The 17,586-nt window shown below is 48.5% G+C and carries 16 protein-coding genes and 3 tRNA genes; 5 read left to right on the top strand and 14 right to left on the bottom strand.

Going from position 1 to position 17,586, the window contains the following annotated elements; translation table 11 throughout:
- Positions 1-47: 47 nt before the first annotated feature.
- From H8K27_RS06075 to H8K27_RS06065, 3 genes are all read left to right on the top strand, one after another.
- A tRNA-Asn gene (locus tag H8K27_RS06075) sits at positions 48-123 on the top strand.
- 76 nt (positions 124-199) lie between these two features.
- Positions 200-275 (top strand) — tRNA-Asn (locus H8K27_RS06070).
- 502 nt (positions 276-777) lie between these two features.
- Positions 778-2,787 carry a methyl-accepting chemotaxis protein gene (locus tag H8K27_RS06065; protein WP_186862284.1) on the top strand — a complete coding sequence of 670 codons (2,010 nt, stop codon included), beginning with the start codon at positions 778-780 and terminating at the stop codon, positions 2,785-2,787.
- Positions 2,788-2,833: 46 nt separating this feature from the next.
- Here the strand turns inward: H8K27_RS06065 and H8K27_RS06060 are convergent, their stop codons facing one another.
- The 12 genes from H8K27_RS06060 to H8K27_RS06005 form a co-directional block, all read right to left on the bottom strand.
- A complete protein-coding gene (locus H8K27_RS06060) occupies positions 2,834-3,205 on the bottom strand; it encodes a MerR family transcriptional regulator (RefSeq protein WP_186862283.1) in 372 nt (123 codons plus the stop codon).
- An 8-nt stretch (positions 3,206-3,213) separates the two neighbouring features.
- Entirely contained in the window at positions 3,214-3,567 is a 354-nt protein-coding gene (locus H8K27_RS06055; RefSeq protein ID WP_456243318.1) for an integration host factor subunit alpha, read from the bottom strand.
- A 99-nt stretch (positions 3,568-3,666) separates the two neighbouring features.
- On the bottom strand, positions 3,667-6,093 hold the full coding sequence (gene pheT / locus H8K27_RS06050) for a phenylalanine--tRNA ligase subunit beta (RefSeq protein WP_186862281.1): 2,427 nt from the start codon (positions 6,091-6,093) through the stop codon (positions 3,667-3,669).
- A 60-nt stretch (positions 6,094-6,153) separates the two neighbouring features.
- Positions 6,154-7,170 carry a phenylalanine--tRNA ligase subunit alpha gene (gene pheS, locus H8K27_RS06045; protein WP_186862280.1) on the bottom strand — a complete coding sequence of 339 codons (1,017 nt, stop codon included), beginning with the start codon at positions 7,168-7,170 and terminating at the stop codon, positions 6,154-6,156.
- 123 nt (positions 7,171-7,293) lie between these two features.
- On the bottom strand, positions 7,294-7,653 hold the full coding sequence (rplT, locus tag H8K27_RS06040) for a 50S ribosomal protein L20 (protein ID WP_162020099.1): 360 nt from the start codon (positions 7,651-7,653) through the stop codon (positions 7,294-7,296).
- A gap of 28 nt (positions 7,654-7,681) precedes the next feature.
- Complete coding sequence (gene rpmI / locus H8K27_RS06035; protein ID WP_176802260.1) at positions 7,682-7,879, bottom strand: 50S ribosomal protein L35; 198 nt, start codon at positions 7,877-7,879, stop codon at positions 7,682-7,684.
- Between the two features lie 155 nt (positions 7,880-8,034).
- Positions 8,035-8,577: a translation initiation factor IF-3 gene (gene infC / locus H8K27_RS06030; RefSeq protein ID WP_329604365.1), complete on the bottom strand. Its 543-nt coding sequence runs from the start codon at positions 8,575-8,577 to the stop codon at positions 8,035-8,037.
- Positions 8,578-8,628: 51 nt separating this feature from the next.
- Entirely contained in the window at positions 8,629-10,539 is a 1,911-nt protein-coding gene (gene thrS / locus H8K27_RS06025; RefSeq protein ID WP_186862691.1) for a threonine--tRNA ligase, read from the bottom strand.
- Between the two features lie 222 nt (positions 10,540-10,761).
- Positions 10,762-10,838 (bottom strand) — tRNA-Val (locus H8K27_RS06020).
- A 109-nt stretch (positions 10,839-10,947) separates the two neighbouring features.
- Positions 10,948-13,185, bottom strand: coding sequence for a RelA/SpoT family protein (locus tag H8K27_RS06015; RefSeq protein ID WP_186862279.1), 2,238 nt, complete (start codon positions 13,183-13,185; stop codon positions 10,948-10,950).
- Between the two features lie 15 nt (positions 13,186-13,200).
- On the bottom strand, positions 13,201-13,551 hold the full coding sequence (locus tag H8K27_RS06010; protein WP_186862278.1) for a RidA family protein: 351 nt from the start codon (positions 13,549-13,551) through the stop codon (positions 13,201-13,203).
- A gap of 20 nt (positions 13,552-13,571) precedes the next feature.
- Entirely contained in the window at positions 13,572-14,384 is an 813-nt protein-coding gene (locus H8K27_RS06005; RefSeq protein ID WP_230418972.1) for an alpha/beta fold hydrolase, read from the bottom strand.
- A gap of 193 nt (positions 14,385-14,577) precedes the next feature.
- Between H8K27_RS06005 and H8K27_RS06000 the strand changes: the two genes are divergently transcribed.
- The gene (locus H8K27_RS06000) at positions 14,578-15,372 is read left to right on the top strand and encodes a 3-hydroxybutyrate dehydrogenase (RefSeq protein WP_186862276.1); all 795 of its coding nucleotides are present in this window, start codon (positions 14,578-14,580) and stop codon (positions 15,370-15,372) included.
- Between the two features lie 107 nt (positions 15,373-15,479).
- Here the strand turns inward: H8K27_RS06000 and H8K27_RS05995 are convergent, their stop codons facing one another.
- Both H8K27_RS05995 and H8K27_RS05990 read right to left on the bottom strand, forming a co-directional pair.
- Positions 15,480-16,121: a CoA transferase subunit B gene (locus H8K27_RS05995; protein ID WP_186862275.1), complete on the bottom strand. Its 642-nt coding sequence runs from the start codon at positions 16,119-16,121 to the stop codon at positions 15,480-15,482.
- 18 nt (positions 16,122-16,139) lie between these two features.
- Entirely contained in the window at positions 16,140-16,841 is a 702-nt protein-coding gene (locus tag H8K27_RS05990; protein ID WP_186862690.1) for a CoA transferase subunit A, read from the bottom strand.
- Between the two features lie 177 nt (positions 16,842-17,018).
- Here H8K27_RS05990 and H8K27_RS05985 point away from each other — a divergent pair, with 177 nt between their 5' ends.
- Positions 17,019-17,579: a LuxR C-terminal-related transcriptional regulator gene (locus H8K27_RS05985; protein WP_186862274.1), complete on the top strand. Its 561-nt coding sequence runs from the start codon at positions 17,019-17,021 to the stop codon at positions 17,577-17,579.
- Positions 17,580-17,586: the final 7 nt, after the last annotated feature.

Raw genomic sequence — 17,586 nt, 5'->3', positions numbered from 1 at the left:
AAGTTATTGACAGGCAATGAGGCAAAGCATATAATCTTTGTCTCTGTTCCCTGATAGCTCAGTCGGTAGAGCGACGGACTGTTAATCCGCAGGTCCCTGGTTCGAGTCCAGGTCGGGGAGCCAAGAATTTCAAGTAGGCAGTGAACTTAATTAAAAATCACTGCGAATCAAGTTTTATGAAGATCATCATATCTTCTGTTCCCTGATAGCTCAGTCGGTAGAGCGACGGACTGTTAATCCGCAGGTCCCTGGTTCGAGTCCAGGTCGGGGAGCCAAATGATTACTGTGGACCTTGTTCATAGCTCATTTTACCGGGGTCGTAATCATTACGACCCCGACTACGTTAACGATGATTGAATCTGCTGTCAGTGCGTAAAAACTCTGATGGCAACATGATGAAAATCACCGGTAACCAATTTACGTAATGCCGATGTAGCTGCAGATACATCCCCATTTGTAATCCCTTCGTTTTCTCCATAACAGATCCTCCCGGCTTGTCAGTTTTATTTCACTTATTCTGCTAAGCAGCTGCTTATTCAATCCGCACGGATATTTGACCTTGCGTCAATTTACTCAACTCTTCAAATGTATAAAATTGACATCCAAATACACTCAACGTGACGCACAGATACCCAATCCCTGTGGCTTTCCAGTGCGGCATTCAGCAATGTGACTTCAACCTCCTCACGAATAACGATAAGCGTCATATGCGGGTCACATTAGGAGCATAAAATTTCCACAAACCAAGTTTTTCCTTCCTCTTATATCCCATAATTTATGCGCTCTCTCTTTTCTCCGGCAATCCGCCTGATGCAAAACCTGCGCATCAGTCAGAAAATTGCCTTTATTTCCGCTGGTTTTGCAATTCCTTTGTTCATCGTTCTGGCACTGCTGTTTAGTGAACTTCGTATCGAAGTTGCATCGGCCAAAAACAAACAACATAGCCTGCAGCTGATTCAACAACATCAGGCACTCGCCACCTTAATACGTCAGCATCGCACTTTGCTTCACCTGCAGCTAACGGGCAATAAACAAGTCGCTGACCGCATCAAACCGCTTGAAACCACCATCACTCAAGCAATGGATACTGCAGCGCCAAACAGCGACCTGAAAAAACAATGGAGCAATCTGAGCAGCGCGGTCATGACGATGAAAGCTCCTGACAGCTTTAAAGCCCACACCCAGCTACTGGAATTGATCAACCAAAAAACGACTCAACTGGCAAACAGTTCAAAATTGTCCTTAGACAGTGACTTCACGACGAATGAACTGAGTTCTTTGTATTTAAAATCCCTGCCCGCTCTTGAGGAAAAAATCTCTGTAATGGCATCCCGCGGTGCGGCTTACATTGACACGGGTTTATTCGAGGCCGGTGAAGATGTCATGCTGAACTCATTACAAATGAGCGTGAAAGTTGAACTCGGACAGTTAAGCAATTTAATCAACCAGTACCAAAAAGAAAATACGGAATATAAAACTCCGCTGGAAAACCTGCAGACTGCGCTGACAAACGTACAAAAATATTTTGACCGCGCTCAGGATGAGGTGCTGGCATCTGTCAATCAAAGTTCGGGCAAAGCATTCTCCGAAGGTGGCGATGCCACTATCCAACAACTGAATGCGGCAGGTACCAACGTAGCGCACCTGGTTGATCAGCGTCTGGGAGAATCGATCACCCGGTTAAATCTGAAAATCATCAAAATGTTTTCAGCCATCATCGTCCTGATACTGATTGCCAGTTATTTCCTGATGGCGATTTACCTGACTTTATCTAAGGAAATTCAGGTACTGACAGAAGCAATAGAAAAAACAGCTTCCGGAGATTTTTCCAATATTCATCAGCATGCAGGTAAAGACGAATTTGCCCAGCTGACGAATGCGGTGTCCACAATGAATCAGAGCCTGAGTCAACTCATCGCAGGAATTCGTTCAGATGCCGTCACGGTCAATGACATTGCTCATGAAATTCATGAAGAGACGGTTGATCTGGCGAGCCGTACGGATCACCAGGCTGGCGCATTACAACAGACCGCCAGCTCGGTTGAACAACTGACTGGTACTATTCAGGAAAATGCAGCCAACCTGGCCCAGGCAAGTAGCTTGATTCATAGCTCGGCCACCCATGTGAATCAAGGTCTGGAAGTCATGGAAAAAGCCATCGACAGCATGCAGTCCGTCACCCACAACTCCAAAAAGATTTCTGAAATTATCGGCGTCATGGACAGCATTTCATTTCAGACCAATATTCTTGCATTGAATGCTGCGGTTGAAGCCGCACGGGCAGGTCAGGAAGGGCGTGGTTTTGCGGTTGTTGCCAGTGAGGTGAGAAATCTGGCACAGCGAAGTGCCAGTGCAGCCAAAGAAATCAAAGCCCTGATCACGACCTCAGGAACAGCTATAGAACAGGGCAGCAACATGATTAATTCTGCTGGTAAAACTATGCAGGAAATCGCAACCAATGTAAAACAGGTCACACACCTGATCAAACACGTCAGCGATGCCAGCCAGGAACAAAGTAAGGGTATTTCCAGTGTGAATCAGGCCATTACCCGTATTGATGAGATCACCCAGCACAACGCCAGTCTGGTAGAGCAAGCAACGGCATCAACCAATAAGCTGGAGCAGCAGGCGATGTCCCTGAGTACTGCAGTCAGTGTATTCAGGATCAGTGCGGTGTCTGAAAAAAATACGCCGGTCATCTCGATCCAGGCAATCCAAAAGAAAAAAGCAGCGACACATCAAGTCGCTGCCTTCAAGCAACCGCAGAAAAAAATCCTGCGCGGTTAACGGCATGAGAATTTATCCGGAGACGGTAAATACCGTCCCCGGATATTCACATTTTCAGTAAAGTCAGCACAGCCTGTAATTCATCGCGTATCTGCGGCAAACTAATGACCGGCTCCTCGGTGATCTCTTCCTGGACAGCACGTGAAGGATGAGAACCTAACTTATTTCGTGCACCATTAATCGTAAATCCCTGTTCGTACAATAATTCGCGTATTCGACGAATCAGCAGAACCTCATGGTGTTGATAATAGCGCCGGTTTCCGCGACGCTTGACCGGCTTCAGCTGAGAAAACTCCTGCTCCCAATAGCGCAGTACATGCGGTTTAACACCGCACAACTCGCCTACCTCGCCGATTGTGAAATAACGCTTGGCAGGAATAGCTGGCAAGCTGCTGGTCTCAATTTTGATATCAGTCATGAAAATACTCAGGCAGCATGAGCAAATGCTTGACCACCCGCCTCATCAACCATGCCCTTCAATTTTTGACTGGCATGAAAAGTAACGACGCGGCGCGCTGTAATCGGGATTTCTTCCCCTGTTTTCGGATTACGGCCCGGGCGCTGTGGTTTGTCCCGTAGCTGGAAATTGCCAAAACCAGACAATTTCACCGCAGATCCTCTTTCCAATGCGTCTCTGATTTCATCAAAAAAAGTTTCCACCATATCTTTCGCTTCGCGTTTGTTTAATCCGACCTGTTCAAACAACAGCTCGGCCAGCTCCGCCTTGGTTAAAGTGGGCAACTCTTTTTCTGCCTGAGAACGAGCCCGTGCCTCTTGCATTGCACGATTCAGATCTGCATCCAATACCGATTGAAATTCCGCAGAATTTACATCATTCATGATCGAACTCATTTATCTATACTTTTCCAGCCACAACACTCAGCGCAATCTGGCTGCAAATTTTGCACAGGCTGACTGGGTTAATGCACTCATTGCAGCTTCAACTTTTTCATCCTGTAAGGTAGCTTGAGTATCTTGCAAGCTAAACCGGAAAGCAAGGCTTTTCTCATCCTCGTTCAATCCCTTTCCACGATATTCATCAAATAAAACAACGGCTTGCATGATATGGCAAACCGGATTTCCCTGAGCTTCTGCATTAAAGATATCCAATAGCTCCTGTGCAGGCACATCCTGCCGCACAACCAGCGCCAAGTCCCGGGTCACCGCCTGGAATTTGGAAATTTCTTCGTAGGCAGGGACTGTCACATTTTGCAACGCATCCACATTGACCTCAAATACCACTGGCGCCAATGGCAAATCATATTTCTGCTGCAAACGTGGATGAAGCTCACCGATATAACCGACTATCTGGCCATCGCACTCAATCCGGGCACTGCGCCCGGGATGTAAAGCAACATGCTCAGTTTTGACGAAGCGCAAAATCTTAGGTGCAAACAAAGCTTCCAGATCTGCCTTGATATCGAAAAAGTCTACATTCCGCGTTGCCTGCCCCCACTGTTCTTCGACAACAGGCCCATAAGCTAGCGCAGCAAGATGTTTAGGCTGATGATAGCCGGCAACGGTCAATGGACCATCCTGTACCGTCGAGTCCTGCAAATAAACTGCACCAATCTCAAATACGCGAACCCTGCTGACCTTACGATTCAGATTGTATCGGGCATTTGCAATGAGACTGCCAAGCAGGCTGGTGCGCATAACACTCATCTGACTGGCGATCGGATTAACCACGCGCACCGGTTTGGCATTTCCGGCAAAATCAGCCTCCCAGGACTCGTCCACAAAGCTGTAATTAATCACTTCCTGATAATCACGATCAGCAATCAGGCGCCGGATGGCAAACAATGTGCGATGATTTTCGGGAGCAATCCGCATTGCATTAGCGGCAACAGGGGGTAATGCCGGAATATTTTCAAAGCCATATACGCGGGCGACTTCTTCAATCAGATCTTCTTCGATCTCAATGTCGAAGCGATAGGATGGCGGCGTTACCAGGAAATCTCCCTCCTGATGCGTGAACTGTAAATTCAGGCGCGCAAAAATATCCGCAATCACCGCATCGGTCAGTGGAACACCGATGACTTTCTGTGCACGGGCAGTACGCAGTCTGACCGGCGAACGCTGCGGAAGATTAACGATCTGGTCATCAACAGGCCCCAGTTTAACCTGCTCAACACCACCACAAATTTCCACGATCAGCGCACTGATACGTTCAATGTGCTCAACGATATTGTCAAAATCAACGCCCCGCTCAAAGCGGTGTGCAGCATCTGTAGAGAAGTTATACCGGCGCGCACGTCCCTGAATCGCATTCGGCCACCAGAATGCGGCTTCCAGATAAATATTCTGGGTATCCAGTGTCACAGCTGTCGCATCCCCGCCCATAATGCCAGCCAGGGATTCAATTTCCCGCTCATCTGCAATCACGCCGACCCATTCGTCAATATCAACCGTATTGCCATTTAACAATTTGAGCGACTCGCCGGCTTTTCCCCAGCGCACGTCAAGGCTGCCATGAATTTTATCCAGATCAAATACATGGGTTGGCCTGCCTAACTCCAGCATCACATAATTGGAAATGTCGACCAAAGCAGAGATCGGGCGCTGACCGCTGCGCTCAAGGCGTTGCTTCATCCATTCGGGGGTAGGTGCTTTTGCATTTACGCCACGGATCACGCGACCGCAGAAACGGCCACATAAATCTGGGGCGGATATATTGACAGGAAGTTTTTCATCCAATTCAACGGTCAAAGCCTTCGTCGTCGGAAGGTGCATAGGTGTACCTGTCAGCGCAGAAACCTCGCGTGCAACACCAAGTACAGACAGGCAGTCTGCTTTATTCGGCGTCAGTTTGATCGTAAACTTCAGGTCATTGAGCTGATAATAATCACGGAAATTTTTCCCGACCGGGGCATCCGATGGCAGGTCCATCAAGCCGCCGTGATCTTCTGACAATTTCAGTTCACGGGCAGAGCAGAGCATACCCTGTGACTCGACGCCACGCAGTTTGCCAACTTTAATCAGAAAAGGCTTACCATCCGGACCAGGCGGGAGCACTGCGCCAGCCATCGCACAGGGCACACGCATTCCGACACGCACATTTGGCGCACCGCAAACGATGTTCAATAAAGTGCCGCTACCGACATCGACCTGACATACATTCAGGCGATCAGCATCAGGATGTTTATTAATTTCCCGGATCTCGGCGACCACGACATTGGAAAACGGAGGAGCGACCGGCTCCACCTCTTCGATCTCTAAACCAGACATGGTCAACAAATGGGATAGCTCATCCGAAGTCATCTTCGGATCGACCATAGTACGGAGCCAGTTTTCAGAAAATTGCATAATTCAGCCGTCTCATGTTGGATGTTTGAACGCCCCGCGTTCAGATTGATTCAGGATTTATCAGTTAAATTGTTTCAGAAAGCGCAGATCGCCCTCATAAAACAATCGCAGATCGTTAACGCCATAACGCAGCATCGTCAGACGCTCCAGACCTGAACCAAATGCAAAGCCAATATATTTTTCTGGATCCAGTCCCATATTACGGATCACCGCAGGATGTACTTGTCCAGAACCGGAAACTTCAAGCCAGCGCCCCTTCAGAGGGCCGCTGCCGAAGGCAATATCGATCTCAGCTGACGGTTCTGTAAATGGGAAATAAGATGGGCGAAAACGCACCTGCAAATCGTCAGTCTCGAAGAAAGCTTTGACAAAATTCAGGTACACGCCTTTCAGGTCGGCAAAACTGATATTCTCAGCAATCCATAACCCCTCGACCTGATGAAACATCGGTGAATGGGTTGCATCACTGTCGACGCGATAAGTGCGGCCTGGAGCAATGACTTTGATCGGCGGCTGATTCATGCGGGCATAGCGCACCTGCATCGGACTGGTATGTGTACGCAACAATAACTGCTTACCCTCACTATCGTTACCATCCACATAAAAGGTATCCTGCATGGAGCGCGCAGGATGGTTTTCCGGACTGTTCAGAGCAGTAAAGTTGGTCCAGTCGGTTTCAATTTCGGGGCCATCGGCCACGTCAAATCCGATAGAGCGGAAAATCTCTTCCACTCTTTGCCAGGTACGCATGACGGGGTGTATGCCGCCAACGCCACGACCACGGCCAGGTAAGGTCACATCGATTGCTTCCGCGCTCAGGCGCGCCTGCAACTGAGCATTAGCTAACGCCTCGCGGCGCTCAGTCAGGGCATTTTCAATCTGCACTTTAGCCGCATTGATAACAGCGCCCTGTGTCTTACGCTCATCCGGAGAAAGTTTCCCCAGGCTCTTCATCTGTTCGGTAATCTGGCCACTTTTGCCCAGATATAAAGCTTTAGCATTTTCCAGTGCCGCGGCATCGACAGCAGCCAGAAAATCAGCACATGCCTGGCTGACGATTTGATCTAATGGGTTCATGCGTTGTTCCCGCTTACATAGAAGCTGAAATAATGAGCTGAAAACAAAACGGGGCATAGGAATCAACCTCTGCCCCGCTTGATAGAGCAGCCTGCAAGCAGACTGCATCAGTATTTTACTGTATTACGCTGCCAGGTTGGCTTTGACTTGATTAACAATCGCAGCAAATGCTGGCTTGTCAGTCACTGCCATGTCAGCCAATACCTTACGGTCGAGTTCAATCGCAGCTTTTTTCAGGCCGTTCATGAATACGCTGTAAGTCATACCGTGTTGACGTGTCGCTGCATTGATACGTGTGATCCACAGAGCGCGGAATACACGTTTCTTGTTCCGGCGATCGCGGTATGCGTACTGACCAGCACGCATAACAGCTTGCTTGGCAATACGGAATACTTTACTGCGACGACCACGGTAACCTTTAGCAAGGTTCAGTACTTTTTTATGACGGGCACGAGCTGTAACCCCACGTTTTACTCTAGGCATAATAACTCCTTAAATAATGAGTATGAGGTTAAGCACTTGGCATCATGCGCATAACGGAAACCATGTTGGTGTCATGAACACCTACAGCACCGCGCAATTGACGTTTGTTTTTGGTCGTTTTCTTAGTCAGGATGTGACGCTTGAAAGCCTGACCGCGTTTAACGGTACCACCTGGACGGACGCGGAAGCGCTTTTTTGCGCTGCTTTTCGTCTTCATTTTTGGCATAGCACTATCTGTCTGTTAGGACAGCTCCAGTTTTATATGATGGTAGGTGGCAGCAACGATCGCTACTCTTGGATGCCTACTTCTCACTTATTGTGACAGGTTCATCACTGAACCTGTCTATCGCAATTCCCGCCAACGCAGGTACTGCAAAATACTTATTTCTTTTTCTTTGGCGCCAGAATCATGACCATCTGACGACCTTCCATTTTTGGAAACTGCTCAACCTGACCGTACGGTTCCAGATCCAGCTTCAGACGTTCCAGCATACGCATACCGATTTCCTGATGCGCCATTTCACGTCCGCGAAAGCGCAGGGTGATTTTGGTTTTATCGCCTTCATCAAGGAATTTGACCAGATTACGCAGCTTGATGTTGTAATCACCATCGTCAGTACCAGGGCGGAATTTAACCTCTTTGACCAAAATGACTTTTTGCTTCAGTTTGGCTTCATGAGCTTTTTTCTGCTCCTGATACTTAAACTTGCCGTAATCCATCAAACGACAAACTGGTGGTTGTGCATTCGGTGCAATTTCAACCAAATCCACATTAGCCTCTTCGGCTAAGCGAAACGCCTCACCCAGTTTTACGATACCCAGAGGTTCGTTATCAACACCAGACAGACGCACTTCTGGTGCCGTCACTTCACCGTTGATACGATGTGTTCTTTCGGTAGCTATTGCAGTTTCCTTTAAAAAAATAAAATCTTTACCGTGCGATCTTGCCTGAGGGAAGATTGCCGAGCTTATCTGTTAAACCTTAGTTGCAGTCTCGTTTTGCAAACGAGAAATGAAGGTATCCAGAGGCATTACCCCCAGATCCAGATTGCCACGCGTACGCACAGCCACGGTGTTTGCATCCCGCTCTTTATCACCTACGACAATGATATAAGGCATTTTCTGAATTGAATGCTCGCGTATTTTATAGGTTATTTTCTCATTGCGCAAATCAGTATTGACTCTAAACCCTTGTTTCTTCAGGATTTCTGCAACATTTTTTGCATACTCTGCCTGCGACTCAGAGATATTCAGGACAGAAACTTGCACCGGAGATAACCACAAAGGCATCGCCCCGGCAAAATTTTCTATCAAAATGCCAATAAAACGTTCCATCGAGCCAACGATCGCACGATGCAACATAACAGGAACCTTGCGGCTATTATCATCAGCCACATACTCAGCACCCAAACGACCGGGCATAAAGAAGTCCACCTGCATGGTCCCGACCTGCCATGGCCGCCCCAGACTATCTTTCAGATGATATTCAATCTTGGGGCCGTAGAATGCACCTTCCCCGGGCAACTCCTCCCAAGACTCAACACCGCAAGCCCGCAGGCCGGCACGCAAAGTATCTTCCGCCCTATCCCAGACCTCATCAGTACCAATCCGGTTTTCCGGACGCAACGCAAGCTTGATCGCGATATTTTCAAAACCAAAATCCTTATACACCTTCATCGCCTGCGGATGGAAAGCAGTCACTTCCGACTGAATCTGGTCCTCAGTACAGAAAATATGGCCATCATCCTGCGTAAAACCGCGGACCCGCATGATACCGTGCAGAGCACCAGATGGCTCGTTGCGATGGCACTGACCAAACTCACCGAAGCGCAGCGGCAAATCGCGATAGCTCTTCATGCCGGAGTTAAATATCTGCACATGACCAGGGCAATTCATCGGCTTTAGCGCGTAAGTACGATTTTCCGATTCAGTGACAAACATATTGTCTTTATAGTTATCCCAGTGACCGGTTTTACCCCACAGGCTGCTGTCCAGAATCTGCGGCCCCTTCACTTCCTGATAGCCGCAATCCTGATAAACCTTGCGCATATACTGCTCAACCTGCTGCCATATCGTCCAACCCTTTGCATGCCAGAACACCAAACCCGGAGCCTCATCCTGAAAATGGAACAAATCCAGCGCTTTGCCTAACTTACGGTGATCACGCTTCTCGGCCTCTTCCAGCATGTGCAGGTATTGCTCCTGATCTTCCTTCTTTGCAAATGCCGTCCCGTAAATCCGCTGCAGCATTTCGTTTTTTGAATCCCCGCGCCAATATGCCCCCGCCAGCTTCATCAGCTTAAACACCTTCAGCTTCCCAGTCGACGGCACATGCGGACCGCGACACAGATCGGTGAAATTACCCTCCGAATATAAAGAGACTTCCTGATCAGCTGGAATGGATTCAATAATCTCGGCCTTGTAAGCCTCGCCAATCGACTTAAAGTAAGCAACAGCCTCATCACGTGGCAACACCTTACGCACAACCTGCTCATCTTTTTTAGCAAGCTCCAGCATCTTCTTTTCAATAGCTACCAGATCATCCGGGGTAAAAGGACGTTTGTAGGAGAAGTCATAATAAAATCCGTTTTCAATCACAGGGCCAATAGTCACCTGTGCCTCAGGGAACAACTCCTTCACAGCATAAGCCAGCAAATGCGCAGTCGAGTGACGAATCACATCCAGACCATCTGCATCCTTGTCAGTCACAATCGCCAGTTCCACATCTTTTTCAATCAGAAACGAAGTATCCACTAATTGGCCATCCACACGCCCGGCCAGCGCCGCCTTAGCGAGGCCAGCACCAATGCTGGCAGCCACTTGCGCAACCGTTACGGGCGCATCGAATTGACGCTGCGAACCATCAGGAAGTTTTACTGAGACCATGTCACTCTCCAAAGTGGCAGAAGTTTGCCGAAAATGTGTAATTGAAAATTTGAAAAAATCTGGACGAAAAAAAAGCACGGCTAGCCGTGCTTTTTTCATTCAATACAGACGAAAAAGATCCCCGACTAGAGTCGCTCCCAAACCATTTGCGTGGTAGTTCGCGGTGTCATAACCAGGATGCCTTTCTCGCTCTTATCTAAGAAGTTGAATACTTCTGAAACTTGGTAGACACGATTGGACTCGAACCAACGACCCCTACCATGTCAAGGTAGTGCTCTAACCAGCTGAGCTACGCGTCTAAAGAAATGAGATTATAGCAGAGGCCCGGAGAAAAATACTAGTACTGGGAGCGAACTTTTTAATCTCGCCAGCATTCCGCAGAAAATTAAGCCCGTATTTCTGCCAGTCTTATTGCCTCCGGACCTCAACCACCCCTCCCACCTCACGAATTACTGACAGCGCTTTCTGCAATTGTGTGGTGCCACCTATTTCCACCGTAAACGACATTTTTGCCTGAGATCTGGCACTTTGCGTATTCACGCCGATGACATTAATTTTCTCTCTTGAGAATACCTCTGAAATATCCCGCAACAACCCCTGCCTGTCTTGTGCCAACACAAAAATATCAACCGGGTAAACGGTATCTTTGCCGTGCTCTCCCCAAGTCGTCTGGATAACCCGCTCAGGGGCTTTCGCACGCATTTCCGCGAAATTTTTACAGGATGCCCTGTGTATAGAAACACCTTTACCGCGGGTCACAAAACCAACGATGTTATCAGGTGGCGCAGGTTTGCAGCATCTAGCCAATTGCGTCATCAAACCATCGGTTCCGACAACCAGAACACCGGACTTTGCTCCCTGAATAACACTGGAAGCCCGGCTTTTATTGGTAATCGCCACCTCATCAGCTTCTTCAGGAGCAACTTGGTCACGCAACACGGCCTCTATCTGCCGCAAACTGAATTCTTCTTTTCCTACTGACAGGAAAAGATCATCCGGCGCAGAAAATCCCAGCTTCCGAGCAAGATCCTCCAGATTGACGGCAGTCTTACCCTCCCGCTGCAACGTTTTTTCTACTAGCACACGACCGGCAGCCAGTGTTTCCTGTTGATCGATCGCATTGAACCATGCACGGATCTTACTGCGCGTCCGGGTACTGGCCGAATACTCCGGACTAAGCCAGTCCCGAGACGGGCCTGTTTGCGCCGACCCGGCTTTCAGAGTAATAATCTCTACTGTCTGACCATTTTTCAATCTGGTATTGAGCGGTACCATCACATGATCAACGCGCGCACCGCGGCACCGATGTCCGACATCGGTATGCAACTGATAAGCGAAATCCACCGGAGTAGCATTGCAAGGTAATTCGATGACTCTTGCCTGCGGAGTTAATACATAAATTCTGTCATCCAGACTGGCAGACTTCAGTTTCTCCACCCATTCACGCTGCACAGCTTCCTGCTCAACGACGGCGTCCGTCACATCCGTTTTCCAGGCCAATAGCTGCCTCAGCCAGGCAATTTTCTCGTCGTATTCCTGCGCTGTGAAATTCGAACCACCGCTTTCCTTATATCGCCAGTGCGCCGCAACACCATACTCAGCGAACTGATGCATTTCCCTGGTACGTATCTGCACCTCCAGCGGACGCCCATCCTCGACGACAACAACCGTGTGCAATGACTTATAACCATTCGGTTTTGGTCTGGAAATATAGTCATCAAATTCCTTAGGAATCGGAACCCAGAGATTATGAACAATACCAAGTACGGTATAGCAGTCTTTAATATCATCAACCACGACACGGAAAGCACGAACGTCATATAACTCATCAAAATCAACCGCCTTGCCTTTCATTTTCTTCCAGATGCTGAAAATGTGCTTTGGCCGGCCACTGACTTCTGCCTTCACCCCAGCAGCTTTTAACTCTGAATTCAGTAATGCAATCGCATTGACAACAAAACTTTCGCGCTCAACCCGTTTTTCTTCCAGCATTTTGGCGATACGCTTATATTGCGCAGGCTCCAGAAAACGGAAAGATAAATCCTCCAGCTCCCATTTTAATTGCCAGACCCCCAGCCGGTTGGCCAGTGGAGCATATAAGTCCATAGTCTCACTGGCATATTGCTGTGCGGCGCCATCCTCTCTTTTACATTCGGCAAAATAGCGCAAAGTCGTGACCCGCGATGCGAGGCGAACCAGAACAACCCGCATGTCCGTCGCCATCGCAAGCACCATTTTGCGCAAGGTTTCCATTTGCGCTGCTGCTTTTTCCGCGGCGTCCTTACCTCTGCCGATATCATGCTGCGTCAAAGCCGCTTCGCGCAGCTTCATCAGCCGACGGATACCGCTGACCAGATCACCGATTTCTTTACCGAAACGAACTTCAATCTGCTCAGCCGCCTGCGGACATAATTCCGGTAACTCAAACAGCAAACCGGCGATACGGGAATCAACATCCGTACGCAACATCGATAAGGTTGATACCACAGCACGCGTGAATTCCAGCGCATTCTGCTGCGTCACGACGTGGCGTTCTGAATAATACGGCGTCACAAATTCCAGGGCAGAAAGCAGACGCTCTTTCTCGGTATCTGACAAGCCTTCCAGTAATTGCGATTCCGATGCGGCAACGGATATAGACACCATAACGATATGTACTCTTTAATTCTGCGCGGCGGTAACAAGCACTTCAATCAACCAGTCCGGATTAGCCAGACGTGCTTCCACAGTGGCGCGCGGAGGCGTATCTCCCGGAGCAACCCAAGCATCCCAAACCTGATTCATTTCAGCAATCAGACTGATATCACTCAGAAAAATCTGACAAGACAAAATACGCGATTTATCGCTGCCCACCTCCTGCAACAAACGCTCAACATGCCCTAAAACCTCTCGGGTTTGTCCTGCAATTCCCTGGCTGACATCTTCAGGAATCTGCCCTGCCAGATACACGACACCGTTATGAATCGCCGCTTCTGACAAGCGCGCGCCCACATGTAATCTTTTAATTTCCATATTTCTTCCGGTCTTTCTATCTATTGATTAAGCAAAAAATTCCGAATGATTTTTATCTGATCATCATTCACAAATGTCGGTGCATGCCCGACAGCAGGTATTTCAACCAGTTGTGCATGTGGCCCCTGTTGCGTCATTTTATGTGCAGTATCAACAGAGAGTAGATCTGAATCCGCACCGCGAACCACCAGTGTTCTGCATCTGATTGACTCATAAGCAGCCCACAGCAGATTCTGCCCGGCGACCATCATTTCAGGCGTCGTTGCCTTGAAAGTCTGAGCGAGCGCAAGATCATAATGTTTCACCCACTTACCCTGATCATTCTGGCGCAACACATCCCGTGCCAGCTTATCCCACTGACTTTCAGTATGATTGCCAAAGGAAGCGGATATCGTACGGATGTATGCGGACGCCTGTTCAAAGGAATCAAACTGGAGTTCTTCGCCGATATAGTCACCGATACGTGCCAGCGCATCCACATTCAATGTCGGCCCCACATCGTTGAGAATCAGTTGTCGCACCGGGTTATCTGCCAGAGATGCAATTCCCATACCGATTAATCCTCCCATGGAGGTGCCAAGCCAGTCCACCGTTTCTGCATCCGCACGTGCCAGCAAAGTCACCATGTCGCTGACATATTGTGGCAATTGATAATGCATGGGATTACGCAGTCTTCCCGAAAATCCACGCCCGACGACATCCGGGCAAATGACACGATAATGATCCTGCATGATCATTGCAACTGCATCAAAATCATCAGCCACACGCGTAACACCATGCACACAAATTAAAACACGCGGATTATCCTCATCCCCCCATTCCTTATAAGACATGAAGTGCAATCCCGAAGGAGATAAGCATTGAACTTGTTTGCGTCTTGGCTGCATCAGGCGTCCTTGTAGAGGGATATTGGGACAGTATTTTTACTACTGGAATAAGCATACATTTTACCGAGCGTTACGCTTAAAATCATTGATATTCGCTTTCTACCGCATGATTTATTCAATAACAAACTCAGGAGTCAGCATGCATGCATCTATTTTGTCCGGAAAAACAGCACTCGTTACGGGCTCGACTTCCGGTATCGGTCTGGGAATCGCCAGGGCGCTGGCTGCTCAGGGTGCCAATATCGTTTTCAACGGCTTTGGCGACGCTGCCGATATCGCTGCGATCCGGCAAACTGTGGAGACTGAATATGCGGTAAAGACGGCTTATCACAACGCAGATATGAGCAAAGCATCGGAAATCGAAGCCATGATGGATTTTGCAGCCACTGAGTTCAGCGGTATCGATATTCTGGTGAATAATGCAGGAATTCAGTATGTCGCCAATATTGAGGATTTTCCGACCGAGAAATGGGATGCCATTATCGCCATAAACCTGACCTCCTGTTTTCACACCACCCGTCTGGCTCTCCCCTATATGAAATCAAAAAATTGGGGCCGCATCATTAATCTGGCATCCGTACATGGACTGGTTGCTTCAGCACAAAAATCAGCTTATGTCGCAGCCAAGCACGGTCTGGTGGGACTGACCAAAACCACTGCACTTGAAAATGCACAGACTGGCATCACGTGCAACGCCATCTGCCCTGGCTGGGTACTGACTCCGCTGGTGCAAAAGCAGGTAGATGCCAGAGCACTCAAGGATGGCCTGACGAACGACGAAGCAAAGAAAGCGCTACTGGCTGAAAAGCAGCCTTCCGGAGATTTCGTCACACCGGAACAACTGGGAGCGCTGGCGGTATTTTTCTGCAGTGATGCGGCCAGCCAGATTCGCGGTGTTGCATGGAATATGGATGGCGGCTGGGTTGCACAGTAATACAAATGACTCTTAAAAAAAAGCCAGCTTGAGCTGGCTTTTTTTATCTGCAGGCAAACTGTCCTTCCTGTTGCCTGACTCACTTGCCCAATCGCTGACCCGGCAAATTAACTGAATACGCTGACATCCAGCGCAGCACCTGTTTTTTCTACGACTTCACCAACAGAAACCCCATCAGCCAGCTCAACCAGCTTTAAACCTTGAGGCGTGACATCAATCACACCAAGATCGGTAATAATCCGGTTAACAACACCAACGCCAGTCAATGGTAAATCACATTTTTTCAGAATCTTGTGCGCATCACCCTTTGCCACATGCTCCATCAATACAACCACGCGCCCTACACCTGCCACGAGGTCCATGGCTCCCCCCATCCCTTTGACCATCTTACCCGGGATCATCCAGTTAGCCAGATCACCATGCTCACTCACCTGCATCGCCCCCAGAATTGCGAGATTAATTTTGCCGCCCCGTATCATCGCAAACGAATCAGCAGAACTGAAAATCGAAGATCCGGGTAATGTAGTGACTGTCTGTTTGCCGGCATTAATCATGTCAGGATCCACTTCATCCTCTGTCGGGAATGGTCCGATTCCCAGCAAGCCATTTTCAGACTGCAGCCAAACTTCCATTCCAGCAGGGACATGGTTCGCTACCATGGTCGGCAAACCAATTCCCAGATTCACATAAAAACCATCCTGCAATTCCTGTGCTGCGCGTGCAGCCATTTCATCACGATTCCAAGCCATGTTTTGTCTCCTGCCAGTTTATTTTGTAGGACGTGTAGTACGCTGCTCAATGCGCTTTTCAGGCTGAGCATTGACGACAATGCGTTGAACGAAAATGCCCGGCGTATGAATTTCATCGGGATCCAGTTCACCAGTTTCAACCAATACCTCAACCTCTGCGACAGTAATTTTTCCTGCCATGGCAACATTCGGATTAAAGTTACGCGCTGTTTTGCGATAAACCAAATTACCGGCTTTATCTGCTTTCCATGCCTTTACCAGAGACACATCTGAAACAAGAGAGCGCTCCATCACGTAGCGATGCCCATCAAATTCGCGAATTTCTTTACCTTCGGCAACGATTGTGCCTACACCTGTTTTCGTAAAGAATGCGGGAATCCCAGCACCGCCAGCACGCAGTTTCTCAGCCAAAGTTCCTTGTGGCGTAAATTCCAGTTCCAGCTCACCGGCCAGATACTGACGCTCAAACTCCTTATTTTCACCAACATAGGAGGAAATCATTTTCCGTATCTGACGCGTGCTCAACAACTGTCCCAGTCCGAAGCCATCGACACCTGCATTATTAGAAATCGCGGTTAATTGTTTTACCCCTGAATCGCGTAAAGCAAGAATCAGGGCCTCAGGAATCCCACATAAACCGAATCCACCGACTGCAATTGTTTGCCCATCCTGGACAATGCCTGCCAACGCACTGGCAGCATCTGGAAAAACTTTATTCATTGTTGTCCCCTTTATTAATTTCCTGAAGGTCGTTAAGTCTGCACAAACTCCGGCACAAGCTGCCGCTGAATGTTTATTCTTTAAATAAACATTCAGCATAAAATGCTGCGCTATACTCCGCAATACCGTAAAACTACCTGAACAAATTGATATAAATACCTAATCAAAAACAGCGCTATGAACGAAAAACCGACCATTGATTTTGCTAGCATTTTTCAACAAGCGCCGATAGGTATGTGTGTTTCCCAGCATCGTATCATTCATGCCTGCAACCACGATCTCGCCAGAATGTTTGGTTACCGGCAGGAAGAACTGATTGGTCAGTCATTTCAGATTCTGTATCCCAGCCATGACGAGTTTGAAAGAACCGGCGCACGCATTACCCCAATCATGAATGCGAAAGGCTATTACTCTGACGAACGGATTATGAAACGTGCCAATCAGGAGTTATTCTGGTGTCACGTCTCAGGCCGAGGCCTGGCAAAAGACAATCCCCATGCGGCAGGCATCTGGACATTTGAAGACCTGAGTTCAAAACGCTCGGTCACCGCTGAACTGACCCCCAGAGAGCGAGAGATTGCAGCCCTGCTGGTCGAGGGTAAAACGAGCAAGCTCATCGCACGCCAGATCAGCTTAAGTCCGAGAACGGTGGAAATGCACCGGGCAAAATTAATGAAAAAATTTGCTGCCTCCACTTCCAGCGAACTGGTACATAAGCTACTGGGGATCATGTTGTAACATCACG

Origin of the sequence: Cognatundibacterium griseum (assembly GCF_014284195.1) — a bacterium.
GTDB classification, from domain to species: Bacteria; Pseudomonadota; Gammaproteobacteria; order Burkholderiales; family Burkholderiaceae_D; genus Undibacterium; species Undibacterium griseum.
This window is presented reverse-complemented; position numbering and strand designations above follow the sequence as displayed.

Bases quoted from the DNA above. Each gene is read 5' to 3' on its own strand.
- H8K27_RS06055 (WP_456243318.1), bottom strand. From the start codon at position 3,567: ATGCAAGAGGCACGGGCTCGTTCTCAGGCAGAAAAAGAGTTGCCCACT.
- pheS (WP_186862280.1), bottom strand. From the start codon at position 7,170: ATGAACCCATTAGATCAAATCGTCAGCCAGGCATGTGCTGATTTTCTG.
- H8K27_RS06060 (WP_186862283.1), bottom strand. From the start codon at position 3,205: ATGACTGATATCAAAATTGAGACCAGCAGCTTGCCAGCTATTCCTGCC.
- H8K27_RS05990 (WP_186862690.1), bottom strand. From the start codon at position 16,841: ATGAATAAAGTTTTTCCAGATGCTGCCAGTGCGTTGGCAGGCATTGTC.
- H8K27_RS06005 (WP_230418972.1), bottom strand. From the start codon at position 14,384: ATGTCTTATAAGGAATGGGGGGATGAGGATAATCCGCGTGTTTTAATT.
- H8K27_RS06000 (WP_186862276.1), top strand. From the start codon at position 14,578: ATGCATGCATCTATTTTGTCCGGAAAAACAGCACTCGTTACGGGCTCG.
- thrS (WP_186862691.1), bottom strand. From the start codon at position 10,539: ATGGTCTCAGTAAAACTTCCTGATGGTTCGCAGCGTCAATTCGATGCG.
- H8K27_RS05995 (WP_186862275.1), bottom strand. From the start codon at position 16,121: ATGGCTTGGAATCGTGATGAAATGGCTGCACGCGCAGCACAGGAATTG.
- rpmI (WP_176802260.1), bottom strand. From the start codon at position 7,879: ATGCCAAAAATGAAGACGAAAAGCAGCGCAAAAAAGCGCTTCCGCGTC.
- H8K27_RS06010 (WP_186862278.1), bottom strand. From the start codon at position 13,551: ATGGAAATTAAAAGATTACATGTGGGCGCGCGCTTGTCAGAAGCGGCG.
- H8K27_RS06015 (WP_186862279.1), bottom strand. From the start codon at position 13,185: ATGGTGTCTATATCCGTTGCCGCATCGGAATCGCAATTACTGGAAGGC.
- pheT (WP_186862281.1), bottom strand. From the start codon at position 6,093: ATGCAATTTTCTGAAAACTGGCTCCGTACTATGGTCGATCCGAAGATG.
- rplT (WP_162020099.1), bottom strand. From the start codon at position 7,653: ATGCCTAGAGTAAAACGTGGGGTTACAGCTCGTGCCCGTCATAAAAAA.
- H8K27_RS05985 (WP_186862274.1), top strand. From the start codon at position 17,019: ATGAACGAAAAACCGACCATTGATTTTGCTAGCATTTTTCAACAAGCG.
- H8K27_RS06065 (WP_186862284.1), top strand. From the start codon at position 778: ATGCGCTCTCTCTTTTCTCCGGCAATCCGCCTGATGCAAAACCTGCGC.